The organism is Streptomyces sp. NPDC026589, assembly GCF_040638385.1.
In the GTDB taxonomy this organism is placed as follows: Bacteria; Actinomycetota; Actinomycetes; order Streptomycetales; family Streptomycetaceae; genus Streptomyces.
The window spans coordinates 21,921-44,371 of sequence record NZ_JBEZYG010000036.1 but is presented as its reverse complement, the minus strand read 5'-3'; the positions used below and the strand labels follow the sequence as shown (position 1 = coordinate 44,371).

Annotated in this window: 16 protein-coding genes and 1 pseudogene; 10 read left to right on the top strand and 7 right to left on the bottom strand. The window is 66.3% G+C overall.

All coding sequences use genetic code 11. The features are described from left to right. Positions 1–82 precede the first annotated feature (82 nt). The 5 genes and pseudogenes from AB0F29_RS38045 to AB0F29_RS38025 form a co-directional block, all read left to right on the top strand. Positions 83–334, top strand: a pseudogene (locus AB0F29_RS38045) (ISAzo13 family transposase); the annotation flags it as partial. Positions 335–356: 22 nt separating this feature from the next. Further along, on the top strand, positions 357–560 hold the full coding sequence (locus AB0F29_RS38040; RefSeq protein ID WP_361882560.1) for a hypothetical protein: 204 nt from the start codon (positions 357–359) through the stop codon (positions 558–560). Positions 561–573: 13 nt separating this feature from the next. Further along, on the top strand, positions 574–1,326 hold the full coding sequence (locus AB0F29_RS38035) for a spermidine synthase (RefSeq protein WP_361882520.1): 753 nt from the start codon (positions 574–576) through the stop codon (positions 1,324–1,326). A 413-nt stretch (positions 1,327–1,739) separates the two neighbouring features. Continuing rightward, a complete protein-coding gene (locus AB0F29_RS38030) occupies positions 1,740–2,042 on the top strand; it encodes a transposase (RefSeq protein WP_361882517.1) in 303 nt (100 codons plus the stop codon). Beyond that, the gene (locus AB0F29_RS38025) at positions 2,039–2,932 is read left to right on the top strand and encodes an IS3 family transposase (protein ID WP_361882514.1); all 894 of its coding nucleotides are present in this window, start codon (positions 2,039–2,041) and stop codon (positions 2,930–2,932) included. Before AB0F29_RS38030 ends, AB0F29_RS38025 begins: the two co-directional genes overlap by 4 nt. 360 nt (positions 2,933–3,292) lie before the next feature. On the opposite strand, the gene AB0F29_RS38020 is transcribed toward AB0F29_RS38025, so the two are convergent. From AB0F29_RS38020 to AB0F29_RS37990, 7 genes are all read right to left on the bottom strand, one after another. Further along, a complete protein-coding gene (locus AB0F29_RS38020) occupies positions 3,293–3,439 on the bottom strand; it encodes an ATP-binding protein (RefSeq protein ID WP_361882557.1) in 147 nt (48 codons plus the stop codon). Positions 3,440–3,534: 95 nt separating this feature from the next. Then, entirely contained in the window at positions 3,535–4,293 is a 759-nt protein-coding gene (locus AB0F29_RS38015) for an alpha/beta fold hydrolase (protein WP_361882511.1), read from the bottom strand. A 17-nt stretch (positions 4,294–4,310) separates the two neighbouring features. Continuing rightward, entirely contained in the window at positions 4,311–5,531 is a 1,221-nt protein-coding gene (locus tag AB0F29_RS38010; protein ID WP_361882508.1) for a cytochrome P450, read from the bottom strand. Continuing rightward, positions 5,528–7,267 carry a non-ribosomal peptide synthetase gene (locus AB0F29_RS38005; RefSeq protein WP_361882554.1) on the bottom strand — a complete coding sequence of 580 codons (1,740 nt, stop codon included), beginning with the start codon at positions 7,265–7,267 and terminating at the stop codon, positions 5,528–5,530. Before AB0F29_RS38005 ends, AB0F29_RS38010 begins: the two co-directional genes overlap by 4 nt. Positions 7,268–7,399: 132 nt before the next feature. Further along, positions 7,400–11,416 (bottom strand): amino acid adenylation domain-containing protein, encoded by a 4,017-nt coding sequence (locus AB0F29_RS38000; protein WP_361882551.1) that lies wholly within the window; start codon positions 11,414–11,416, stop codon positions 7,400–7,402. Next, positions 11,337–12,101, bottom strand: a complete 765-nt coding sequence (locus AB0F29_RS37995) for a thioesterase domain-containing protein (RefSeq protein WP_361882505.1) — start codon at positions 12,099–12,101, stop codon at positions 11,337–11,339. Before AB0F29_RS37995 ends, AB0F29_RS38000 begins: the two co-directional genes overlap by 80 nt. Continuing rightward, complete coding sequence (locus tag AB0F29_RS37990; protein ID WP_361882502.1) at positions 12,098–13,741, bottom strand: MBL fold metallo-hydrolase; 1,644 nt, start codon at positions 13,739–13,741, stop codon at positions 12,098–12,100. The genes AB0F29_RS37995 and AB0F29_RS37990 overlap by 4 nt, the downstream gene beginning before the upstream one ends. Positions 13,742–14,175: 434 nt before the next feature. Here AB0F29_RS37990 and AB0F29_RS37985 point away from each other — a divergent pair, with 434 nt between their 5' ends. From AB0F29_RS37985 to AB0F29_RS37965, 5 genes are all read left to right on the top strand, one after another. Then, positions 14,176–14,988 carry an SDR family NAD(P)-dependent oxidoreductase gene (locus AB0F29_RS37985; RefSeq protein ID WP_361882499.1) on the top strand — a complete coding sequence of 271 codons (813 nt, stop codon included), beginning with the start codon at positions 14,176–14,178 and terminating at the stop codon, positions 14,986–14,988. After that, complete coding sequence (locus tag AB0F29_RS37980; protein WP_361882496.1) at positions 14,978–15,487, top strand: GNAT family N-acetyltransferase; 510 nt, start codon at positions 14,978–14,980, stop codon at positions 15,485–15,487. The genes AB0F29_RS37985 and AB0F29_RS37980 overlap by 11 nt, the downstream gene beginning before the upstream one ends. A gap of 4 nt (positions 15,488–15,491) precedes the next feature. Then, positions 15,492–17,228 carry a carbamoyltransferase N-terminal domain-containing protein gene (locus AB0F29_RS37975; protein WP_361882493.1) on the top strand — a complete coding sequence of 579 codons (1,737 nt, stop codon included), beginning with the start codon at positions 15,492–15,494 and terminating at the stop codon, positions 17,226–17,228. Positions 17,229–17,326: 98 nt separating this feature from the next. Then, on the top strand, positions 17,327–19,852 hold the full coding sequence (locus tag AB0F29_RS37970; protein WP_361882490.1) for a non-ribosomal peptide synthetase: 2,526 nt from the start codon (positions 17,327–17,329) through the stop codon (positions 19,850–19,852). Positions 19,853–19,898: 46 nt separating this feature from the next. After that, complete coding sequence (locus AB0F29_RS37965) at positions 19,899–22,451, top strand: alpha/beta fold hydrolase (RefSeq protein ID WP_361882487.1); 2,553 nt, start codon at positions 19,899–19,901, stop codon at positions 22,449–22,451.

Genomic DNA, 22,451 nt, shown 5'->3' with positions numbered 1-22,451 from the left:
CCGCGTGCAGAAGACTTTGCCCCCGTCCAAGCAGGGCAGGGGCGAAGGGCGTGCGGAACTCGCGGTCGGAGCACCAGCGCTGGGGCGGATACGTAGACCGGGCGGCGGGCGCAAGTCCGCCGCTGCTGAGCGCGACCCTGGTCTGCTGGCGGCTCTCGAAGTATTGATCGAGCCGCATGCGGTGGGTGATCCTGTGTTCCCGTTGCGCTGGACTATTGCCTCGTTGCGGGACTTGTCCCAGGAGTTGACCGTTGCTGATCATCCGGTCAGCGCTCCGGTGGTCGGCGGTCCGCTGCGTGCGATGGGATTCAGTCTGCAGGGCATGGCCAAGACTCGGGCGCCCGACTTCCCTGCCCGTGGATTCGAGCACGCCCCCCTTCGTGCCCGTGATTCCGCTTATCGAGATGACCCTGGCCGCAGCGGCGCAAGAGGGCATCGGCGAGCTCCATCAGGTTGAACAGCGCATCGCTCACGCCGTCGCCTCCTGGGCCTTCCGCAGCCACCGCCGCGAGCCGCCGATCATCCCGTCGTCATTGGCGTCTGACACCCCGTCACGCTAGAGGAGCCCCCACCATGACCACCCGCTTCGAGGAACTCGACTGGAAGCCGACACCGATCGGCGATATCAGCCTGCGGCGCCGGCGCGACCCGTTGTCGGGAGACGACGTGTACGAGGTGAAGCTCGGGGACGAGTTCCTGATGTCCAGCCTCTTCACCGAGGGCGAGATCGCCCTAGCCAGACTTGGCCTCGCCCCTCTCGCGCACCGCCCGGGTCTCGATGTCGCCGTCGGCGGCCTCGGCCTCGGGTACACGGCACACGCCGCTCTGGAGGAGCCAGGGGTCCGCTCGCTGATCGTCGTCGACACCCTCGGCGAGGTCATCGACTGGCACCGACGCGGTCTGGTACCGCTCGGCGCCGCGCTCGGCTCGGACGATCGCTGCCGACTGCTGCACGGCGACTTCTTCGCCATGGTGCGGGAGGGCCACGGACTGGACCCCCAACAAGCTCCGGGCCGCCTCTTCCACGCCATCCTGCTGGACGTCGACCACTCCCCCCGCCATGTGCTGCACCCGAGCCATGCCGCTCTCTACCAGCCGGGCGGCCTGAGCGCCCTTTCCCGCCACCTGCACCCCGGAGGCGTCTTCGCCCTGTGGTCCAACGACCCGCCCGACCACGACTTCATCTCCCTCCTCACCAACGCCTTCCAGCACGCCACCGCCCACGTGGTGGAGTTCCCCAACCCGCTGCGCGGCGGCACCTCGACCAACACCATCTACGTGGCCATGGCGGGTAGCGCAGGCAGCGCACCGGAACTGAAAGTCTGACCACCCTGCCTGGATTCGCCGGACGGCGCACACCGCAACGCTCCAGACTGCACTCTCCCGCCCCCTGCCCCGGTGTGCGCCTCCGACAGAAGCCCCACATGGATCTACGGCATCTGGGCCGCGATTCGGTCTATGGCCCACACGGGACTTGGCTACCCGGCTGCCCAGGCTCCGCAGACGGCCGGATCCGCAGTGCGGTCACATTTTGAAGGAGAGAGCACCAAGTAGGGAGCGGATGTCCGAGTGGTGCGCTAGAAAGCAGTACGGGACAGAAAATGTGGGGGGTTCGTGACGTTACCAGTCGCCTGTAGTGGGGTCCGCGGTCGCCATTGGGCCACGGCCGAGTGAAGCTCCCCCGTTGACCTGGACACGTGGACACTGGGACAGATGGGTCCCAGGGGAAGTAGTTCAGGTTGAGCAACAGCAACCGCAGCAAGCGGTACACGGAGGAGTTCAAGCGAGATGCCGTCGTGTTGGCGCTGGCCTCCGACAAGACGGTCACCGAGGTCGCCCGTGACCTTGGCGTGAGCCCAGAGGGGCTGCGGGGCTGGGTGAACAAGGCGAAGGCCGACTGCGGCCAGGGCCGGCCCGGTGAGCTGACCTCGGCCGAGCGCGAGGAGCTCAAGCGGCTGCGCAGGCAGAACGCCGAGCAGGCCAAAACCATCGAGGTGCTGCGAAAAGCGGCGGTCTTCTTCGCGAAGGAGAGCGATCGATGACCGGGCTCTACCGGTTCATCGAGGCGGAGAAGACCACCTTCGGCGTCGCTCTCCTGTGCCGATTGCTGAAGGTCGCCCGGTCCTCCTTCTACGCCTGGGCCGAGGGCGAGGCCGCCCGCCGGCGCCGCCAGGAGGCCGACGACGCGCTGGCTCACCAGATCACCGTGCTGCACGTCGCCTCGCAGCACACCTACGGGGCTCCTCTTATCCACGCGGAACTGGTCCGACTCGGGCACCAGGTCAACCGCAAGCGGGTGGAACGCATCATGCGGGAGCGCGGCATCACCGGTGTCACGCGCCGCAGGCGCCGATCTCTGACCAGGCCGGCGAAGCGGGCGGTGCCCGCCCCGGACCTGATCGGCCGAGACTTCACCGCCGCTGCCCCGGGTCTGAGGCTGGTCGGTGACATCACCTTCATCCCCACCGGGCAGGGCTGGCTCTACCTGGCGACCTGGATGGACCTGGCCACCCGCGAGGTCGTCGGGTACGCGATGGCCGACCACCACCGGGCATCACTGGTCGTCGACGCGCTCACCATGGCCGTCGGCCGCGGCGGCCTCGAGCCCGGCTGCATAGCCCATTCGGACCGCGGCAGTGAATACACTTCCGAGGAACTCCGGTCCCATATGAGGCGGTTGGGCCTGCGGCAGAGCATGGGACGGACCGGCTCCTGCTACGACAACGCCGCAGCTGAGAGCTTCTTCGCCGTCCTCAAGGCAGAGATCGGTATCCGCGTCTGGCCGGACCGGACCACCGCCCGAGCGGCGATCTTCACCTACATCGAGACCTTCTACAACCGACGACGGCTACGCAAGCACCCTCTGTGGGGCCACCTCACCCCGCACGAAATCCGACAGCGACACCAGCAAGGTCACTCCCTGGCAGCGTAAGCAACGAGTGTCCAAGGTCATGGGGGAACTTCACTGAGCCTCTACCGCATCGTCCACGAGTTACAGACCCTCCTCGCAACATGGGCCGGCGCCTGCCCCACCTGCCACCGCGACATACCCACCCCCGCACCAACATGACCAAGCCCTACTAGTGTTCTGAGTCGGAGACTCGTCGGCAGTAGTCATGTCCACGCGGACCCACTTTGGTCGGTTGATCGTGACCACGTGGCCTGCGGTTGTGGTGGTTCAGTCGGTCTTTGGTGGCGGTGGGGACGCGGCCAAGTTGCCGTCCTCGTCCGCGCATGCGGTAGGAGTCGCCTTTCAGTGAGTGGACTTCGGCGTGGTGGACGAGGCGGTCGATCATGTGGCGGCGGCCACGGCCTCGTGGCCGAAGACCTCGCCCCAGCGTCCGAAGGGCTTATTGCTCGTGACGATCACGGACGCGCGTTCGTATCTGTTCGAGATGAGCTGGAAGAACAGGTTCACGGTCTCGGCCTCGAAGGGGATGTAGCCGACCTCGTCTACGACGATCAGCGGATAGCGCGAAAGCCTGCCTGCGGCTCAGCCATCCCGGGCGTCGGACGGCACCCTCATGAGCGCGTTCAGGTCTCTGCGACAATCTCAGCCACCAGTCGTCGCAGCACGGTAGGTGCCTCGGGTCGTTCGAAAAGGTAGAAGTGACCGCCCGGGAAGCCGTGGAAGGTCACGCCGTCCGAGCTCTCGTCATCCCACGACCGCATGTCCTCCACAGTCAAGGCTTCGTCCTCGGTCCCGTACCAGACCAGGTACGGGATACCGATGGGTTGGCCGCCGACCGGCGCGTAGGTGTCCGCGAGGTGCAGGTCGTGGCCCAAAACATCGACGAAGTGCGCGACAAGTTCCGGGTCGTCGAACAACTCTGGTGGGCAGCCCCCGTAGCGGCCCAGCTCCTCGCGCACCGATTCCCTGGTCCGTGTCTTAAAGGGCGCTGCCGGCATCGTCGCGAGCCGCTCGGCGGACCGCGGCGACCGTGCCGAGGAGACCACGACGACACGGATCGCCTCGCGTTGCCGCGGTGCGAGAGAGCCGACGAGGTGGTGCGCGAGTATCGCTCCCATGCTGTGAGCCATGATAATGGTGGGCCGGTCGACCGCAGCACGGAAGTCTGCGGCGAAGCGCTCTACGGCGGCTGTGAAGTCCGGGGAACGGAGCTCTCGTTCGCCCTCGTCCCGGCCGGAGAGTTCGAAGAGAAGGGACTCACATTCCATCTGAACGATCTGGGCGATCGGCAGGAACGAACTCGCCGAGCCACCGGCGTGGTGGAAGGCCAGCAGCCGGACCGGTGCGTCCGCGTTCCCGACCCGAAGGTACGTCTGTGGCATACGGATCGGCCTCCGAGTCAGCGTTGGCTTTCGAAGTGGATCGGGAAGCTGGTGATGCCGTTGATAAAGTTCGACCGGAGGCGTTTGACGGGGCCCGCGAGAGCGGCGGTCATCTCGATCCCGGCGATCTTGCCGAACAGGATGGACAGCTCTGTGTGGGCCAGCATCGCTCCGATGCAGCGATGGAGGCCGGCACCGTAGGAGAGATGCCGGTTGGGCGTACGGGCGAGGTCGAACACCTCGGGTGCGTCGAACTGGGACGCGTCGCGGTTCGCCGAGACGTTCCACAGCGTAACGACATCGCCGCTTCGGATCGTCCTGCCACCAATCTCGACATCCTGGAGCGCACCACGCCGAACGTAGAGGTTGGTGGAGCTCCAGCGGAGGATCTCGTTCACCGCGCTGTCCAGTTGCCCCGGAGAGGTGCGGAGTTTCGCGTACTGACGAGGGTGCGCGATCAACGCCTCCACCCCGGAGCACGCCGTGTACGAGGAGGTCTCGTTGCCACCCACCACGACATTTAGACAGTTGTAGAGGATTTCATCCTCGGTCCAGGGACGCCCGTTCATCTCTGCCCCCAGCAGGAAGCTGACCAGATCCTCCCCCGGATTCTTACGGCGCTCCCGGACGATCTCGGCGAAGAACTCGAAGATGTCTGCTTGTGTCATGGCCAGATGCAGCCGCTCGTCCTCGGCCATGTCGCTGAGGCTGGGATCCCGGAAGCCGATCATCCGCCGGGTCATCCCGATGAGTTCGTCCGCGTCCTGGTGCGCGATCCCCATCATGGCCATGAGCGCCCCGGCCGGAAGCTCTGGCGCGATGTCGGTGGAGAAGTCGCAGCCTCCATCGGTGACGGCCCGGTCCACCGCAACGTCCACCAGCTCCGAGACCCGCTCGGCGATCTTCCTGAGCATGCCCTGGCTGAACGCCCAGTGCAGTTGCTGGCGAATCATGCGCTGGCGTGGGAGATCCGTGGCCACCAGCATCAGTCCGGCGGCGGGGTCCCGCTCGCTGCGGAACGACCCGCCCAGCATCGGCCCGCTCTCCGAGCTGAACGTCGCGTGGTCGAGGTAGGCCGCCGACACCTCCTCGTAGCCGGTGACCGCCCAGAAGCCGACGCCCGGCCCGGTCTCGTGCCAGTGCACCGGGTCATGCTCCCGCAGCCAGGCCAACATGGCGTGGTGTTCCTGCGCCACGAAGCGATCGGGGTCGGTCAGATCGATAGGTGGCCAGGTCATGCCTGCACCGGTTCCTTCCGGTCGCGGACGAGACTGGCGAGCGCCTCCAGGCGACTTGTGGTCAGCACATCGCGCGAGCTGAGGGTGACTCCGAGGTCCTTGGCTACGCGGCGAAGCAGCCGGAAGGAGAGCAACGAGTTTCCGCCGAGTTCGAAGAAGTCGTCCGTGGCACCGATCCGCTCGACCACGAGCAGGTCGCGCCAGACGCCAGCGAGGTAGTGCTCCTCGGCGTCGCGTGGCGGGACGTGGCCGACGGACCTGCGCCGGTGTTCCTCCGCGAGCCGCCCCAACTGTTCCAGATCACGCTTGCCATGGATGGTGGCGGGGATCTCGGACACCCGGATCAGGGAACTGGGCACCATGAACTCGGGCAGCAAGGCCTCCGCGTGCTTACGCAGGTCCCGGAGCGAGATCGCGGAGTCCGAGACGACGAGCGCGACGAGGTACCGGTCGCCCCCTTCCCCGGCCACCAGCACCGCAGCCTCGCGGACGTCGGACTGACGGGCCAGCATCCGCTCCACTTCGCGGGGCTCCACCCGGTATCCGCGGATCTTGACCTGATCATCCGTGCGACCCAGATAGTGGAAGTCGCCTTCCTTGTCCTGGTACACCAGGTCGCCGGTCGCGTACATCCGCGTGCCGTCCCCGGCGAACAGGTCCGGCGGGAATCGCTCCTCGGTCAGTTCCGGCTGGTCGAAGTAGCCGCGGGCCACTCCGGGGCCAGCCACGTACAGCTCGCCGGGGGCCCCCCGGGGCACCTGGGCCCGTGACTCGTCCAGGACGTACACCAAAACCTCGGCCAGCGGCCGTCCGATCGGTATCGAGTCGGCGTCGGGTGCTACGGACAGGACCTCGTGGGCAACGCACGCTGTGGTGGCCTCGGTGGGACCGTAGAGGTTGAACAGCCGGCCGGAGAACGAGCCGGCGAGAAGGTCACGGGAGGTCTGCGGGAGTACGACGTCTCCGCCCGTACACAGCACCCGCAGCGAGGAGAACGCCTCCCGGTCCTCCCGCACCACGTGGTTCAGCGCCATCGTAGGCACCAACATGACGCTGATTCGGTGCCGGCGTAGTTCACGCTGAACGTCCCGGTTGACCAGGTCCGGCATGCTGGGCAGCACCACGATCTCGGCTCCGCTCGCGAAGGCGGACCAGGTTTCGTAGTGGAAAGCGTCGAACGACAGACTCGACACATGACCGACCCGGTCGTCCGGCCGGAGTCCAGGCAGCGTCTCGTTGCGGGCGAAGTGACAGAGATTCCGGTGTTCCAGGACCACGGCCTTGGGCGTGCCGGACGATCCGGAAGTGAACAGCAGCGCGGCAGGCTGATCGGGCTCGACGACACCCGGATCGACCACGACCGACTCGTCACCGGCCGGCCCGGGAAGGCTCGGCGGATCGTACTCAAGGATGCCGACATCCAGCCCGGGCATTCGCTCGGCCCCGCCCCGCTCGGCCAGCACCAGCTTCGGCCGGCTCCGCACAATCATCAGATCGCGTCGGGCGTCCGGGTAGCGGGTGTCCACGGGTACGTACGCCGCACCGGTCTTCAGAATCCCCAGCAGCGCCGCGAAGACCTTCACACCGCGGTCAAGGTGGAAGGCGACCCTGTCTCCCCGGGCCACCCCAGCGCCTCGCAGCAGACCGGCCACAGCGTTCGATGCCCGGTCCAGCTCCCGGTAGGTGAGGCTCTCTTGGTCATGTCGCACGGCCGGCCGCTCGCCGTGCCGCCGCACGCTTTCACGGAACAGCTCGACCAAAGTTATTCCGGGCCTCGACCCGTTGATGTTTGAGGCGTTACGTTCCACAGCTCCAGGATTCCTGACTAGACGGCACCAGGTCTAAAAGATGCGACCTGAGGGGATTGTTCAGAAGTCGTATCGTGTCGAACTCCAACTCTGTTCCTTCGCTGCCCGCCCGGTGTCGGGCCTCGCTCCCGGTGCTCCGGAGCCGATCGGGGTCCGCGGGCGGCTCGCCGTCTCGGACACCAGCGAGGCGAGCTGATCGGAGAATGCCTCGGCCTCCTCAGCTGTCACCAAACGGTCGTCATAAGTAAGGTCGAGACGCAGGCGGTCGCCGCGTCGGCTCGCGTAGAGCCACAGGTCACTGCTCGCTGGCAAGTGGTCCGGCAGTACGTCCTCGATCAGGTAGGACTCTGGGCCCATCGTCGCGTTCTCCCAGCTCACCCCGAGGTCCAGCAGCACGCTGCGGCCCGGTCGGGCCGACAGCGCCAGTCGTTCGGCCAGGACGTCGAAGGGCAGTCGGGAGTGCTCGTAGGCCTCAACGATCCTGTCCTGGACGTGGCCGAGCAGCGTCGCCAGGTCGTCGCCCGGGTCGTACTCCAGCCGTAGCGGCACGGCGTTGGCGAGATATCCGACCAATGCGTCCGCATCGCTGTGCTGTCGCAGGCTGGCCGGGAAGCCGAGCACCAGATCGCAGGCTTGGGTGGCCCGGTGCACCATCGCGGTGAATGCCGTCACCACAACCGCGAACGGTGTACCGGCGGCCGTGCCGAGAACCGCCGCCGGGAGAGATCGCCGGACGAGCCCGGCGGTCCCGCGACGGGCGCCGCGGCGAGCGGGGTCGACCAGGTCAGGTGTCTTGACCACCCCGGCGAGGCGCTTGCGCCAGAATGACTCCTGCTGCCCGGCCTCGGCGCTGTCCAACCAGTCCCGCTCCTCCTCCGTCCAGTCGCGGAAGCTGTAGGTCAGCGCCGACAGCGCCGGTGACTCCCCCGCCACGGCGCGCTCGTACGCGGTGAACAGGTCTCCGAGCAGGACATCAACGCTGGCGCCGTCGTAAACGAGGTGGTGGGCGGTGACGGTCAGCAGGTCTCCGCCGACCGGCCCCTGGAGCAGGCGGATCTCGAACAGCGGGGCCCGCTCCAGATCGAAGGAGATCTCCCGGGCGTCATGCAGCGCGTCAGCCACGTCCGGACCGTACGGGTCGGCTCCGGGCAGCTGGATCACCCGTAGCGGTACGCCGTCCGCGAGCCCGTCCAGCACCACCAGGTCCGCCGAGTTACCGGCCGGGCGTATGTGCGCGCGGAGCATTTCCTGGCGGGCCACCACCGCCATCAACGCGGCTCGCAGAGCGTCGGCGTCGATTGTCCGACCGGTCCTGAGCAGATCGGATATGATGAATACGTCCGCCGAGTCACGGCGTGAGCTCAGCCAGACCCGACGTTGTGCGCGGGACAGCGGTGTCGCGCCGACAGCGCGGTCCGGCGGCACGGACCTGCGAGCCGGTGCAGTCGGCCAGGTGTCCCCGACCACTCGGGCCAGCGAGCGTACAGTTTGGTTCGCGAAGACTGTACTAACGGGGATTCCGAGTTCCTGCGCGATCCGGGCAGCGGCAAGACTGTGCCCACCGGACTCGAACAGGCCGGCGTCAGGACTGGTGACCGGCTGCTGGAGTAGCTCGGACCACAGGCGCGCGATGCGCTGTTCCGCGGCGGTGAGCGGCCCGGCCTCCTCGGACTCCGGCCGCCGCGGGCTGTCCTGCGGTGCCGGCAGTGCCTTACGGTCCAGCTTTCCGTTGGGAGACAGCGGGAGCGAGGAAAGCCACAGGAATTCCTCGGGAACCATGAACGCGGGAAGACGCCCGGCCAGGAAAGCGTGCAGTGCGCCGTGCTCGGCGTCACCCACCACGTACGCCACGAGCCGGAGTTCGCCGGACGCTCCTGGAATCGCGACGACGGCGGCACCCCGTACACCCGGCGCCTCCGAGATGACAGCGGCCACCTCTCCCGGCTCCACCCGGTTGCCCCGGATCTTCACCTGGTCGTCGATCCGGCCCAGGTAGAACAGACTCCCGTCGGGCAGCCAGCGGGCCAGGTCACCGGTGCGGTACATCCGTTCACCGCCGCGGACCGGACTCGTCACGAAGCGCCGCGCGGTCAGTTCGGTGTCCCCGCGGTACCCGCGAGCCAGACCGACACCGCCGATACACAGCTCCCCGGGTGCGCCGAGGGGGACGAGTTCGCCGCGCTCGTCGAGCAGGTCCACCCAGCGGTCGGGAAGCGGGCGGCCGATCGGCACCTCCGTATGTCCCGGCTCCAGCCGATGCAGAGTGGAGAGCACACTGTCTTCGGACGGGCCGTACTCGTTGTACAGCACCGACCGCGGCAACAGTTCGGCGTGCCGGTCCGCGAGCGCGTCGGTGACGCGCTCACCGCCGAGCACAATCTGCCGGACCGAGCCGAGGGACGATCCGGCGTAATCCAGCAGTAGTTGGTAGAGGCTCGGGACCATCAGCGCATGGGTGATCCGCTCGCGCCGGATGACAGCGGCGACCTCGTCCGGGTCGAGCAGCTGCTCCCGCGTGATGACCACCAGTGGGGTGGCGGAGGCGAGCGCGGTGAACACGTCGGCGATCCCGGCATCGGCGTAGATCGGATCCACCTGCAGTACACGGGAGTCCGGACCGAGCCCGTAGTAGCCCATGCGGAAGTGGACAGTGTTCAGGATGCCCCGGTGCTCCACCATGACGCCCTTGGGGGCGCCCGTGGATCCGGAGGTGTACACCACGTAGGCGAGATCCCCCGGGGCGGCCGGCCGGAACTTCGGCGCCGCGGCCAGCTCTTCCTCCATGCCCAGCACGGAGTCCAGGGAGACGGTCACGACCGGTGTGCCGCCTTCGGCCAGTGCGTCGGTCAGTGCGGAACCCAGTGCTGTGTCGACCAGTACTGCCGTCGCCGCACTGTCGCGCACCAGGCGGCCGAGGCGGTGCGGTGGTTGCTCCGGGTCCATCGGCAGGAAGGCCGACCCGCTCCTCAGAATGGCGAGCAACATCACCACCATTAGCCCCGACCGGGCGCACACGAACGCGACGACCCGGTCCTGGCCGGTCTGGGCGCCTTCGGCGAGCCGGGCCGCCAGGACCGAGGCCGCCCGGTCCAACTCGGCGAAGGTCAGCGTACGGTCGCCACAGATCACCGCATCGGCATCCGGCCGCCGCGCGATCTGTGCTTCGACGAGGTCGAGAAGGTTCCTCCCGGCGGGAAAGTCCGCCGTCCCACCGGATCCGAGCGCCAGCAGCTCAGCGCACTGCTCCGGCGGGAGACTGGGCAGCGAAAGGATCGGAACCTCAGGAGCCGAGATTATCTGCCCTACAAGAAAACGGAGTTGATCGGCGAATCGGCCGACCGAGGAGTGGTCGAGAACATCGGGACGGTAGGTGATCAGGACATCCACACGGCCGGACGTATCCGGTGCCGTGATCTCGAACACGAGATCGCAGGAGTGCGCCGGGCCGGAGGCCGGGAGATCCGCTGCAGGGCCGGACCCGGCCGACAGGACCAACACGTCGAAGACGGGGTGACGGTCGGCGATCTGTCCAGCGGCCAGCTCCTCGACGAGGGTCGCGAAGGGGTAGTGCCGGTGTTCATGGGCGTCGTCGGCCGAGCGGGCGACAGCGGCCACCAGGTCACGAAAACCACGCTCGGGCGCCAGCTCGGTCCGCAGCACAACGGCGCTGACCGGCCCGCGTCCCTCCGCATCGGCCACGAGAGTCCCCAACGGCACGTCCTCGGACCGGCACAGCCGGAAGAGCAGAACGCGCACTGCGGCGACCATCGCCGTGAAGGGGGTGGCCCCCAGTTCGTCGCACAACGCCAGGAGCCCGCCGGTGGTCTCCTCATCGACGGACACCCTTACAGAGCCGCGGGACTGACCGCGTGAGACCTCGCGGCGCCGGTCCAACGGCAGTTCCACAGAGGGAAGATCGGCCAGCGTCCGCCGCCAGAATTCCAGGCCTCGCTCGCCCTCCGGTACTGAAAAATTCTTATCCAACGTACAAAACCCTTCAGAAGTCAAGGCCCGAGAGATCCTCGGCGATGTCCCCGAGGAGCGCGGGAAGGTGCTCCGCCAGATAGAAGTGACCACCTGAGTAATGACGTTGTCTGAAGACACCTGTCGTTTCCTCGGACCACCCCGCCAGCTCCTGTGCCAGGACTCGCCTGTCCTCTTCCCCGACGAAGGCGGAGACCGGGCAGTCCAGCGGCGGCCTGCGCCGGTAGCGGTACGCCTCCAACCAGGCCATGTCGGCCCGCAGGGCCGGGAACATCAGTTCCAGGAGTTCGGGCCTTGCCAGCAAGTCGTCCGAGACACCGCCCTGATCGACCAGCCAGGCGAGCAGAGCGCTGTCGTCCAAGCCCGACACTGCACGACGCGGGACCACCAGGCTGGGATGCGGGGCGCCCGAGACGCCCAGGTAGACGGGGCTCGATCCTCCCTCCGTGAGCAGGTGCGCCAGCTCGAAAGCCAGTAGTGCTCCGTTACTGTGGCCGAACAGGACTAACGGGCGGTCACCCTGCTCGGCCAGGATCTCCGCCGCGATCGCGTCCAGGTCGATGTCGGGCCGCTCCCGCATCCGATTCTCCCGGCCGGGCAGCTGGACCGCCGCGACCGTGATCCAGTCGGGCAGGCCACGCGACCAGTCGCGGTAGGCCGACGCACCGCCACCGGCGTGCGGCAGGCAGTAGAGAGTCAGCTGTGGGTCCGGTCGCGGATGCGCCGTCAGAAAACAGTGGTCGCCTTCCGGCACCTGGGCAGCGGCGGGAGAGTTCATGTCACCTGGCTCCGGTATGGGGATTGGCAGGACCGGCCATCGACCGCCGACCAGACATGCTCAGCCTGTCGATAGAGCAGTTGCGAGCCGACGCCGCGTGCCGCGCTGAGCTCGATCAAGCGCTTGCTCTGCAGCACCGGTTCGGAATCGGCTTCGAACTCGGAACCCGTCAGGTGCTTGAGCCACGGTTCCAGGCCCATCGCGTAGGAGTAGACATGGGCCGCGCCTACCTGCTGTGCGAGACGGTCCGCCATGTCCGCGTCGGAGCCCTTCAGGCGCCGGGACTCATTGTGCTCGCGAGACAGCGGGGCCTCCATGATCGGTCCGTAGAGCCAGCTGAGTGGCGCACCCACACACTCGAGCCCGACAAAAAGGGCGTCCACTTGGCCGACGACGTCCTGCACGAGGCCGTATAGCGCGGGTTCCACCGGGGTGATGTCGGTCGCGAACATGAACGAGCGGCCCAGGGCCCGCACCAATGGGACCATCTTGGTCCGGATGTCGAGGTCGGCGTGCTCCCCGATGAAGGGAAGTGCCACCACCTGCATCCGCTCGGCGACATCGAAGGACTCCAACTCGCCTATCTCCCGCACCTGCTGGAAGCCCAGCGTCTCGAGCATGATCTTGAGGCTGGGGTCCTGGAGGGAACCTCCTGAAGCGCGAGGTACGAGGACGGTGCCCACCCGCGTGCGCAGCTGCAGCAGCGTCTCGAGCGAGAAGTGGTCGGAGTGGAAGTGGCTGATGACCACGGTGTCAACGAAAGGCGGCAGGTCCGCCATCGTCAGGTGCTCGTAGCCGTCACCGGTGTATCCGATCAGCGGGTCGAGCAGCACCGAGCCGACCGAGGTCTCCACCAGGACCGTGGCATGGCCAAAATACCGCATCCGGACCTCGTCCGGCCCCACACTCTGGTACGGAACTGGCTCCTCGTCACCGAAGAGTGTAGCGAAGAGTGCCGCGTCGCCAGGGTCGAGATTCAGCCGATCGGCCAGACCTGCCACATCCACGGCGTTGAGTCGAGCGGAGAAGACGTCGTTCCAGACGTCGTCGGCGAACGGGACACCGATGTCCAGCCGGTCCTGGTGCGGGAGGATCGGGCTGCCGTAGACAAACGGCTGGTCGCGCGCCGGGACCGCCGTTAGGGAGACCTTCTGGCTGTGCCGCTCGAAGGCCGGCGTCCGGTACAGCAGGGCCTCGAAGAACCTGAACGACGGCCGGTTCGCCGTGTCGTAGACAAGTTCCACACAGCCCCGCAGGGATTCCGGGACTTCGAGGTAGAGCCGCTCCAGTGAGCCACCGGTCGCCCGCTCCCGCAGCAGGCTCCGCAGCCTGTCCATGTCGTCCGCGAGTGTCAGGCGGGCCTGCCCGTCCCGCAACGTCGTCTCCAGAAGCGCCTCGACGTCGGCGGACGAGGCGTGCACGGGGTTGAGGAAGGGGCCACCGTACCGTGATGGCGAGGACAGCGCGCTCTGATGGACGCCGGGTGATGCGAGATAGCTCCGCATGATCGGCAGCAGCCGCTCACGCAGGTTCAGTGCTCCCGTGTGAGGCGCTATCAGATAAGGCCATGCATACCAGTGATGAAGCAGCGGTTGAGCCGCGACAGATTTGTGGAGATATAGCTTCCGGGCGGGTAACATTCTGGACAATCCCCCATATGTCTGGGTCGAATCGGATCCGCCAGTACTTTGCACACAGAAGGCGAGTTACAGATTGCCGCACAAGGGTCGGTTCTTCACGACCCGCCGGAAGGATCTGGCCGAGACTATCGGGGATCTGGCCGAAAAGCTCGCCATCTCGGGCGCATTTCACCCAACGAGGACTCAAAGGTGGCGTCACGCGAGGTCGGCTGTAGCTATGCCCGATCGAACGAAAATTGCGCAGATCTTCAGGCGGGCATCGGGTTTACCCGTCCGCCTACCGGGGAATTTTTTTACAGGTTACCTGACCCTGCGTTCGGTTCCGAGCGCGGAGTGGCCGCAAGATGGCTGGTATGCCACTTCCTTGAGGTTCGGTCCGGACGCGTAAATCAACAACGTGCTGAAATGAGTGCACGCCTCAAAGGGGATACAAAATGGGGCAGAATGGGCGTGATGTCGCGGTAGTCTCGGGGGCTTCTTCTGGTTTCGGCGCGCGGACAGCCGAGCTTCTTGCCGTCCGCGGGTTCACGGTGGTCGCCCTCGCCAGGCGTACCGAGCGACTGGAAGAGCTGGCGCGCCGATACTCCGGCGTTGTTCCGCTCATTGCCGATGTTCGCGACGCGAAAGGCCTGCGCGAGGCATTCACCCAGCTACCGGACGAGTGTCAAGATGTGTCCGTGGTCGTGAACAATGCGGGGTTGTCCAAGGGGTTCAGGACGATCCAGGACGGAAACCCCAACGACTGGCAGGAGATGGTCGATACCAATGTCACGGGTCTGTTGAACCTGACAGACCTACTACTTCCGGGGCTGGTTGCGCGTCGATCCGGTCATGTGGTGAATATCGGCTCCATCGCGGCTCGTTATCCGTACATGGGAGGGAATGTATATGCCGCGACCAAGGCGTTCGTGCACCAGTTGAGCCTCAATATGCGGGTGGACCTGCAGGGGACGGGCGTTCAGGTCAGCTGTATCGCACCGGGGATGGCAAAGACCGAGTTCGGGGAGGTGCGGTTCAACGGTGACGTCGAGCGCGCGGACGCGCTGTACGAGGGGGTTGTACCCCTCTCGGCCGACGATGTCGCCGAGTGCGTGCTCTGGTGCCTCTCGCGTCCGCCGCACGTCAACGTCAACATGATCGAAATCATGCCCGCCGACCAGCCCTTCGGGCTGGGCTTCGCGCAGACCGGACGGGGCCGCGCCGCGCCTGCGGGCGAATCAGCGGTCGGCGGTGTCGATGTGGGATGAGATGCTGGCGGTCGGCGGCTGCGAGGGAGTCTCGCCGGGGGTCGTGGTGCGGCCCGCGCGGACCGAGGACGCCGTCCTCATTGCCGAGCTTTCGGCTTCCTTCGTCGTCAGCGACAAGCTTGTCCGGAGATCGCTGAAGGAATTGAATGAACGCATCCATGAGCTCTCGGTGGCAACTCGGGACGGCATCCTTGTCGGCTGCATGGGGCTATCCAGGTACCCCCAGGGAATCCTCGTATACAACTTCTGTATAGCCCCTGATGCACAAGGACGCGGGATCGGCGGACTGCTGGTCGATCACGCGGCCGACTCGGGGCGACAGAGCGGATCCCGCCGACTGCTGGCCGCCTCAAAATATGCTGGCGACTGGTTCATCAAGCGAGGCTTCGAAAGGATCCTCCCGGAAAATATTCCCGATGAATGGCTGCAGTTCCTGTGTCCGGGCCGCGGGTCGCGCCTGTTTCAGCTCGAACTGCTCGGCCAGAACTCTTCCGATTAAGGTATTGAGTATCTCGCGCGAGGATGTGGACCTCTTGAAAACTTGCGGACTCAAGCTCACACATGACGGCGCTGTGGCGCTGCTCGAAGATGATCGACTGGTTTTCAGTGTCGAGATAGAAAAGCTAAATAATGGACGCCGATACAGCGCCGTCTCGGATTTCAGTCAGATTTCCGGCATCCTGGCCGATTTCGGCTACACGCCGGAAGATGTCGATGAATGGGTCATCGACGGGTGGGATGGTGACGTATCGGGGCAGGTCGAATTGCTCGACCATGGCACACCCGTATTAGTGAAGGTCGGGCCTTACCGAGAATCTTCCGCTTGCCCTAACCTGGTGAAACCCGGCGCTGACGGCGAGTTCACCATGAACGGACAGCCTTACACATACACCAGTTACGCGCACGCCGCAGGTCATGTGGCGAGCGCATACTGCTCCAGCCCCTTTGCCGCACGGGACGAACCCTCTTTCGTCCTGATCTGGGACGGAGGCCTTTTTCCCCGTCTGTACTGGGTCGATCCTGAGACGGGTCTAGAGTCCTGCGGCGAACTCTTTCCGGTCATCGGGCACGCCTATGCGGTGGCAGGGCACCACTTCGGTCCGTTCCGCCGGGAAATCCAGTCGCCTACGGTGGACGATCTCTCGGTGGCCGGCAAGCTGATGGCGTACATCGCCCTGGGCGAGGTCCGTGACTCCGTCCTGACCGTCCTGCGCGAGGAGTTCCACAGACTCTTCGAGGGCGAAAGCGAGCAGGCGGAGGAATACCGCCGGACGGTAGGTGGTTTCGGCAGCCTCTTCGAACCGTCCGTCCTGCCTGTACACGCCTTCTTCCAGGCGGTACGTGAACGAATCCCACCCGCCGAGACCTCCGATGAGGACGTGCTGGCCAGCACGCATCACTTCTTCGAGGAGTTACTCCTGGAGCGGATCGCGGACAAGGTCAGGACGTTGAAGGCCGACGGCCCCTGGAACCTCTGCTTCGCCGGGGGATGTGCGCTGAACATCAAGTGGAACAGCGCGCTGCGCTCGCTGCCCCTCTTCCGCGATGTGTGGGTGCCACCGTTCCCGAACGATTCCGGCTCCGCGATCGGTGCCGCTGCCCTGGGCATGATCCAGCAGCGGGGTTTTCGTGCCATCGACTGGAGTCCGCGTCTCGGACCCGCTCTCCACCCCATCGTGGATCTCCCTGACGGCTGGTCGGCCACTGCCTGCGGTATCGCCGAACTCGCCGGTGAACTGCACGAGTCCGGTGAGCCGGTGGTCGTTCTCTACGGCAGGGCCGAGCTGGGCCCGCGGGCGCTCGGCGGACGTAGCGTTCTCGCCCCGGCGACCGACGTGGCGATGAAGCAGAAGCTGAACCGGATCAAAGACCGCGAGCACTATCGTCCGGTGGCCCCGATCTGTCTGGTCGCCGAGGCCCCGAAGATCTTCGACCCGGGCACCCCCGACCCGCACATGCTCTTCGACCACGAGGTGCGTGCCGACTGGCTCGGCCGGATTCCCGCAGTCGTCCATCTCGACGGCACCGCGCGACTCCAGACGGTGGGAGAGGACGACAACCCGGTACTCGCGCAGCTTCTGACGGCGTATCAACGTCTTTCCGGTGTCCCCGTGCTCTGCAACACCAGCGCCAACCTCAACGGCCACGGCTTCTTCCCCGATGTGGCGTCCGCCATGGCCTGGGGGCAGGTGGACCGGATCTGGAGCGAGGAGACGCTGTACAGGCGCGTCAAGCACTGAGCCGCTCCGCGGCTGCCCCGCCCACCGGCTGGATCACCGAGGAATGCTCAGCCGACCGAGAACATGCTTGGAGTGGATACCGCATGCCTTCCCGACCGATGACGTCTCCCACTCGGATCCGCCCCCGGCTTACCGCGCCGCCTGCGGTGGAACGGGTGGAATCGGCGCTGCCTCTCTCCGACGCGGGCGAGCGGGGCCTGGCCCGGATTTCCGGAGGGCGACCGCTGGAGGAGTTGGTCGTGCTCGCTACGGCCGCGGCGTTGGTGGTCTCCGCGGCGGAGGACACGTCCGAACCCGCCGTCGGGGTTGAGGGGCCGGCCGGACCGGTCGTATTCTCCCTGGACGTGACGGCTCAGGCGTCGATCACCGAACTGGTGCGCGGCGTCGACTCCGCGCTCCGGCAGGCGCCGCCCGAACGGGGTGGTGCGGGGCCGGATCTGTCCGAGGGGCTGCTGGTCCGCTCGGAGCGGGTCGAGCCAACCGCCCGTACCGGGGGCAAGACAGCGGCCGCGCTGGAGGTGACGGTGACGAAGGCCGGTCCTGACGGTGGCCGTGTCATCAGCGCTGCGGCCGACGGGGGCCGGGTGGAGCGCTGGTTCCTGGACGTGCTGCTGCGGGCCTTGGCCGCCGCGGTAGCGGCCTTCGACGATCCGCAGCGTCCACGTGAGGAACTGCCCGGAGCAGCTGCCGAAGACCTCAAGACTGCGGTCCGCTTCGGCAGCGGCCACTTCCAGGACGCGATCGCGCGGACCACGCTGACGGCACCGGTACTCAAGACGGTCCGTGAACGTCCGGACGACCTGGCTGTCGTCGTCGGGAAAGAATCCCTGACGTACGCCGAGATGTGGGGCGAGGCCGAGCGAATCGCCGCCTGTCTGATCACGCTCGGAGTCGGCCCTGGGGACCGAGTGGCGCTGCTGACGGGCAAGTCCCCACATGCTGTCCCCGCGATGCTGGGGACCATGCTGGTCCGTGGGATCCATGTGCCTCTTGACGTCCAGTCTCCCCCGGCCCGGCTGGCCGAGATTCTAGCGGACGCCCGGTGCGCGGCGGTGCTGGTGACCGGCGACGGCGCAGGCAGACTGCCGTCCGATGCCGTGCCCATTGTCGATCTCGACACCGCCGTCAGCGCCTCCGCCGTCCTGACGCTTCCGGCGCCCCCCGGTCCCGACGACCCGGCCTACCTGATCTACACCTCCGGATCGACCGGCAGCCCCAAGGGGGTGGAAGTGAGCCACGGGGCAATTGCCAGCCACGTGCGTTGGAAGCTCGATTACTACGGGCTGGACTCCCGTACCCGGACGCTGCAGTTACCTTCACTCTCCTTCGACAGCTCAATGGGAGACATCTTCCCCACTCTCTCGGCGGGTGGATGTCTGGTGCTGGCGGACGCCGTCAAGCTGCTTCCGCGGCAGCTGGCCGAGCTGGTTTCGCGGCATCGGGTCACTCACATGCTGGTGGTGCCGAGCCTGTACCGGATGCTTCTGCCCGAGCTCTCCGGTGTCCGGGAGTCGCTACAGGTGATCACCGTGGCCGGGGAGGCGACGACACCCGATCTCGTCCTGCGGCACCACACGGACATGGGGGGGATCCGGCTCGTTAATGAGTACGGCCCGACGGAGAATTCTGTCGCAGCCACGGCATTCGATCAGGAGGCCGACGCGGGACCCGTATGCCCGATCGGACGGCCACTGCCCAACACGATGGTGAGCGTGGTCGGTCCGGACGGCCGGACACGCGCTCCCGGCTTCGTGGGGGAGATTCAGCTCGCGGGGCACGGACTCGCCAACGGCTACTGGAACCGACCCGGGCAGACCGCTGCCGCGTTCGTCACGGACACGAAGGTGCCAGGCAGCCGGCGCTACCGCACCGGCGATCTGGGGTGGTGGCGCCCGGACGGAATTCTGGAGTTCGCCGGACGCACGGACGGCCAGGTGAAGGTGCGCGGGCACCGGGTGGAGTTGGGCGAGATCGAGAGCGCGCTCAGCCGGATATCCGGAGTGGAGGCCGCGGTGGTGGTCGCCACCGCGGGCCCGGACGGCACGGCATCGCTCACGGCCTTTCTGACGGCAGAAGCGGGAAAGGACCCCCTCGTGGCCGAGGTGGTCATGGAAGCGGCTGCCACTCTGCTTCCTCCTGCGATGGTGCCCGCTCGCCTGGAGCTGATCCCCGAACTGCCCCTGCTGCTGAACGGCAAGCCCGACCGGCGTGAGCTCACCCGGCGCGCGGCGGCCGTGCCTGCCTCCGGGACACCGTCGCCGAACGAGCTCGGTGGGGGGAGTACGGACGAGTGCGAGAGGGCAATCACGAAGATCTTCGAAGAAGTACTCGGTGGCGGGGTGAGGGTTGGACTCGACGACGACTTCTTCCTCCTCGGCGGGCACAGTCTTATGGCGGTGACAGCCATCACAAGGATCGAGGAGGAACTGGATGTTCTCATCGATCTCGGGGAGTTCTTCACCCTGGCCACAGTGCGTGCGATCGCCGATCTGATACGGGCCGAGGAAGGGGCGTCCCCGGCAGGCCAAGTGCCAGCGGCGCACGCGGTGGAGGACCCTGACCCGCTGCTCAGGCTCCTGACCGGCTTCTCGAAGACGGACGATGACGGGCGTCAGGTCGGCTGAGCCCCACGTCGCGCCCCGAAATGACGGCCAAGCACCAGGAGTCTCCTTGCGGTACGGATATTTTGAGCGTTTCAGGGCTCTGCCTGCGGAAGACCAGGAGGATTTTCTGCGGAGCCTTTCCGCGGAACCTGCGGCCCTGCGCCAGGCGTCCCTGTCCTACACCCAGCGGAGGCTGTGGTTCCTCTACAAGTTGGATCCGCGGAGCGCGGTCTACAACGCGCCCGTGCTGCTCAGGTTCCGTGGTGGTGTGAACATCGAGGCTTTGCGACGGGCCGTCAACGGGGTGTGCGAGCGTCATGAAGTGCTCCGGTCACGATTCGTCGAGTGGCTGGGCGAGGTATTCGTCCTTACATCCGTCGAAGAACCGCCCTATGAGCTTGTCGAGTTGGACGAGGACGGAGCGGACGCGCGCGAGGCCTCCTGTATGCGACTCCTTGCCGACGAGGTCACCAGGCCCTTCGACCTGATCGGCGAATCGCCGATTCGTTGCCTGATCGTGAAGGTGGCCGACGACGACTTCGTCCTCGCTCTGAACATGCACCACATCGTGGTGGACGGCTGGTCCACGGGCATCATCTACCGCGACCTTGCGGCGCTCTACCGTGGGTTCTCCCGAAATGAACGGGTGTCCCTGCCGGAACCCCAGCTCAAGTACGTGGACTACGCGGCCTGGCAGAGCGGCCTCTTGCGGCAGGAACATGTGGAGCGGGAGGTCACGTATTGGCGGAACGCACTCGAAGGTGCGCCGACCACGCTGGAACTGCCGATCGACCGACCCTACCCCAGGCGGCCCAATTTCTGCGGGGACTCGGTCAAGTCGATCGTGAGATCCGATGTGGTGCGTCGCCTGCACGACATCGGACGCTCCCACGGGGCCACACCTTTCCTGATGTTCCAGGCGCTCTTCGCGGCGATGTTGATTCAGCAGTCAGGACGCGACAACGTTTTGGTGGGCATCCCAGAATCCGGTCGCGGCACCTCTGATTTTAGCCACGTCGTAGGTATGTTCGTGAACTCGGTCGTATTGCGGGCGGACGCGACGGGAAATCCGCCCTTCACCGAGTTCTTGAATCGGTCCCGCAAGACCGCTCTGGATGCTTATAAGCACTCCGTTCTGCCGTTCGACATGGTCGTGGAGCATCTGGGCGTGGTGCGGAAGAACGGCAGGAACCCACTGTTCCAGGCGTTCTTCGTCCATCACCCGCTGTCCAATTCTGCGGAGTTAGACGGGATTCCCGGCGAGCCGATCGAGATCGGGACGGACACCGCGAAGTTCGATGTGGAGCTGGCGGTGCTTGACCGTCCGGACGGGACTGCCGAAGCCATTCTCACCTATGCGACCGACCTTTTCGACCAGACCACAGCCGAGAGCATGATATGGCATTTCCACCGAATCGCCGAGGCCGTGGCCGCCGATCCTGAAAGGGCGATCGGCGCACTGCCTCAAGCGGAAGGGCTCAGAAGTCCCACGGCGGTGGGACTCCCGGATCCGGCTACCGACGCATCACGTGAGCGGCCGTGTGTGCCTCCGCGCAACGACACCGAGAGGCGACTCGTCACAATCTGGCACAGCCTCCTGGGCGAGCGGGAGATCGGGGTGTATGACGACTTCTTCCGACTGGGCGGCCAGTCGTTGCAGGTGGTGCGGCTGATGGCACACGTCAGGAAGCAATTCGGCGTTTCCGTGCAGATCTCCAAGCTCATCGAAGCGCCTACGGTCGCCGCACTCGCCGAACTGGTCGACGCGGGCGCCGCACCGTCAGGGGCGCCGGTCTTGGTGAGGCTGCGTCGGGGCGCCACGCGTACCTCCGCCGTGGTGATTCATGCCATCGGCGGCAGTGTGCTGATGTACTCTGAACTCAGTCGCGCCTTGGCCTCCGACCGCCCGGTGTACGGCTTGGAGGCCCCTGGCCTCGACGGCGGGAGAGCACCCCTGACCACGGTCCCGGAGCTTGCGTCCTACTTCCTCGACCAGCTTGACGCCGAGGGTGTCACAGGAGCTGTGGTGTTGATCGGCTGGTCGATGGGCGGGGCCATCGCCTACGAGATGGCCCGTCAGCGGTCGGTGCGGGGACTGCCCGTACCACCGGTGGTCCTGCTGGACACTCCTCTCGAACCCGAGGAGTTCTCCGGGAACTCGGCACAAGTCATGGCGGGATACAGCCGGTTTCTACTGGAGTCGGCGTCCGTGGGCTCGCCCCTGGACGATCCTGAGATCATGTCCCGTTCGCTGACGGCCTTTGATCTGACGGGTATGGACGAGCCTCAGCGGTTGAAGACGCTCCTGGAATGGTCTCGTAAGCAAGATCTGGCCGGTCAGGAACTCACGGCGGCCAGGCTCAGCGACTCCGTCGCCGTATACAGCGCCAACATGGCCGCCCTGAGCGTCTACCGGCCGGGCCGGCTCAGCTCGCCAGGGTTGTATCTGGCCGCTTCCGCAGGAGACGACGAAGACCTGACGCTGCCGTGGCGAGAACGCATGGGGGGCTCCCTGACGGTCCAGGAGGTCAGCGGCGACCACTACACCATGCTGCGGCCACCGAATGTGTCGCCGATGGCCGAGGAAATCGAGATCTGGCTCCGCTCACTGGGGCACTGA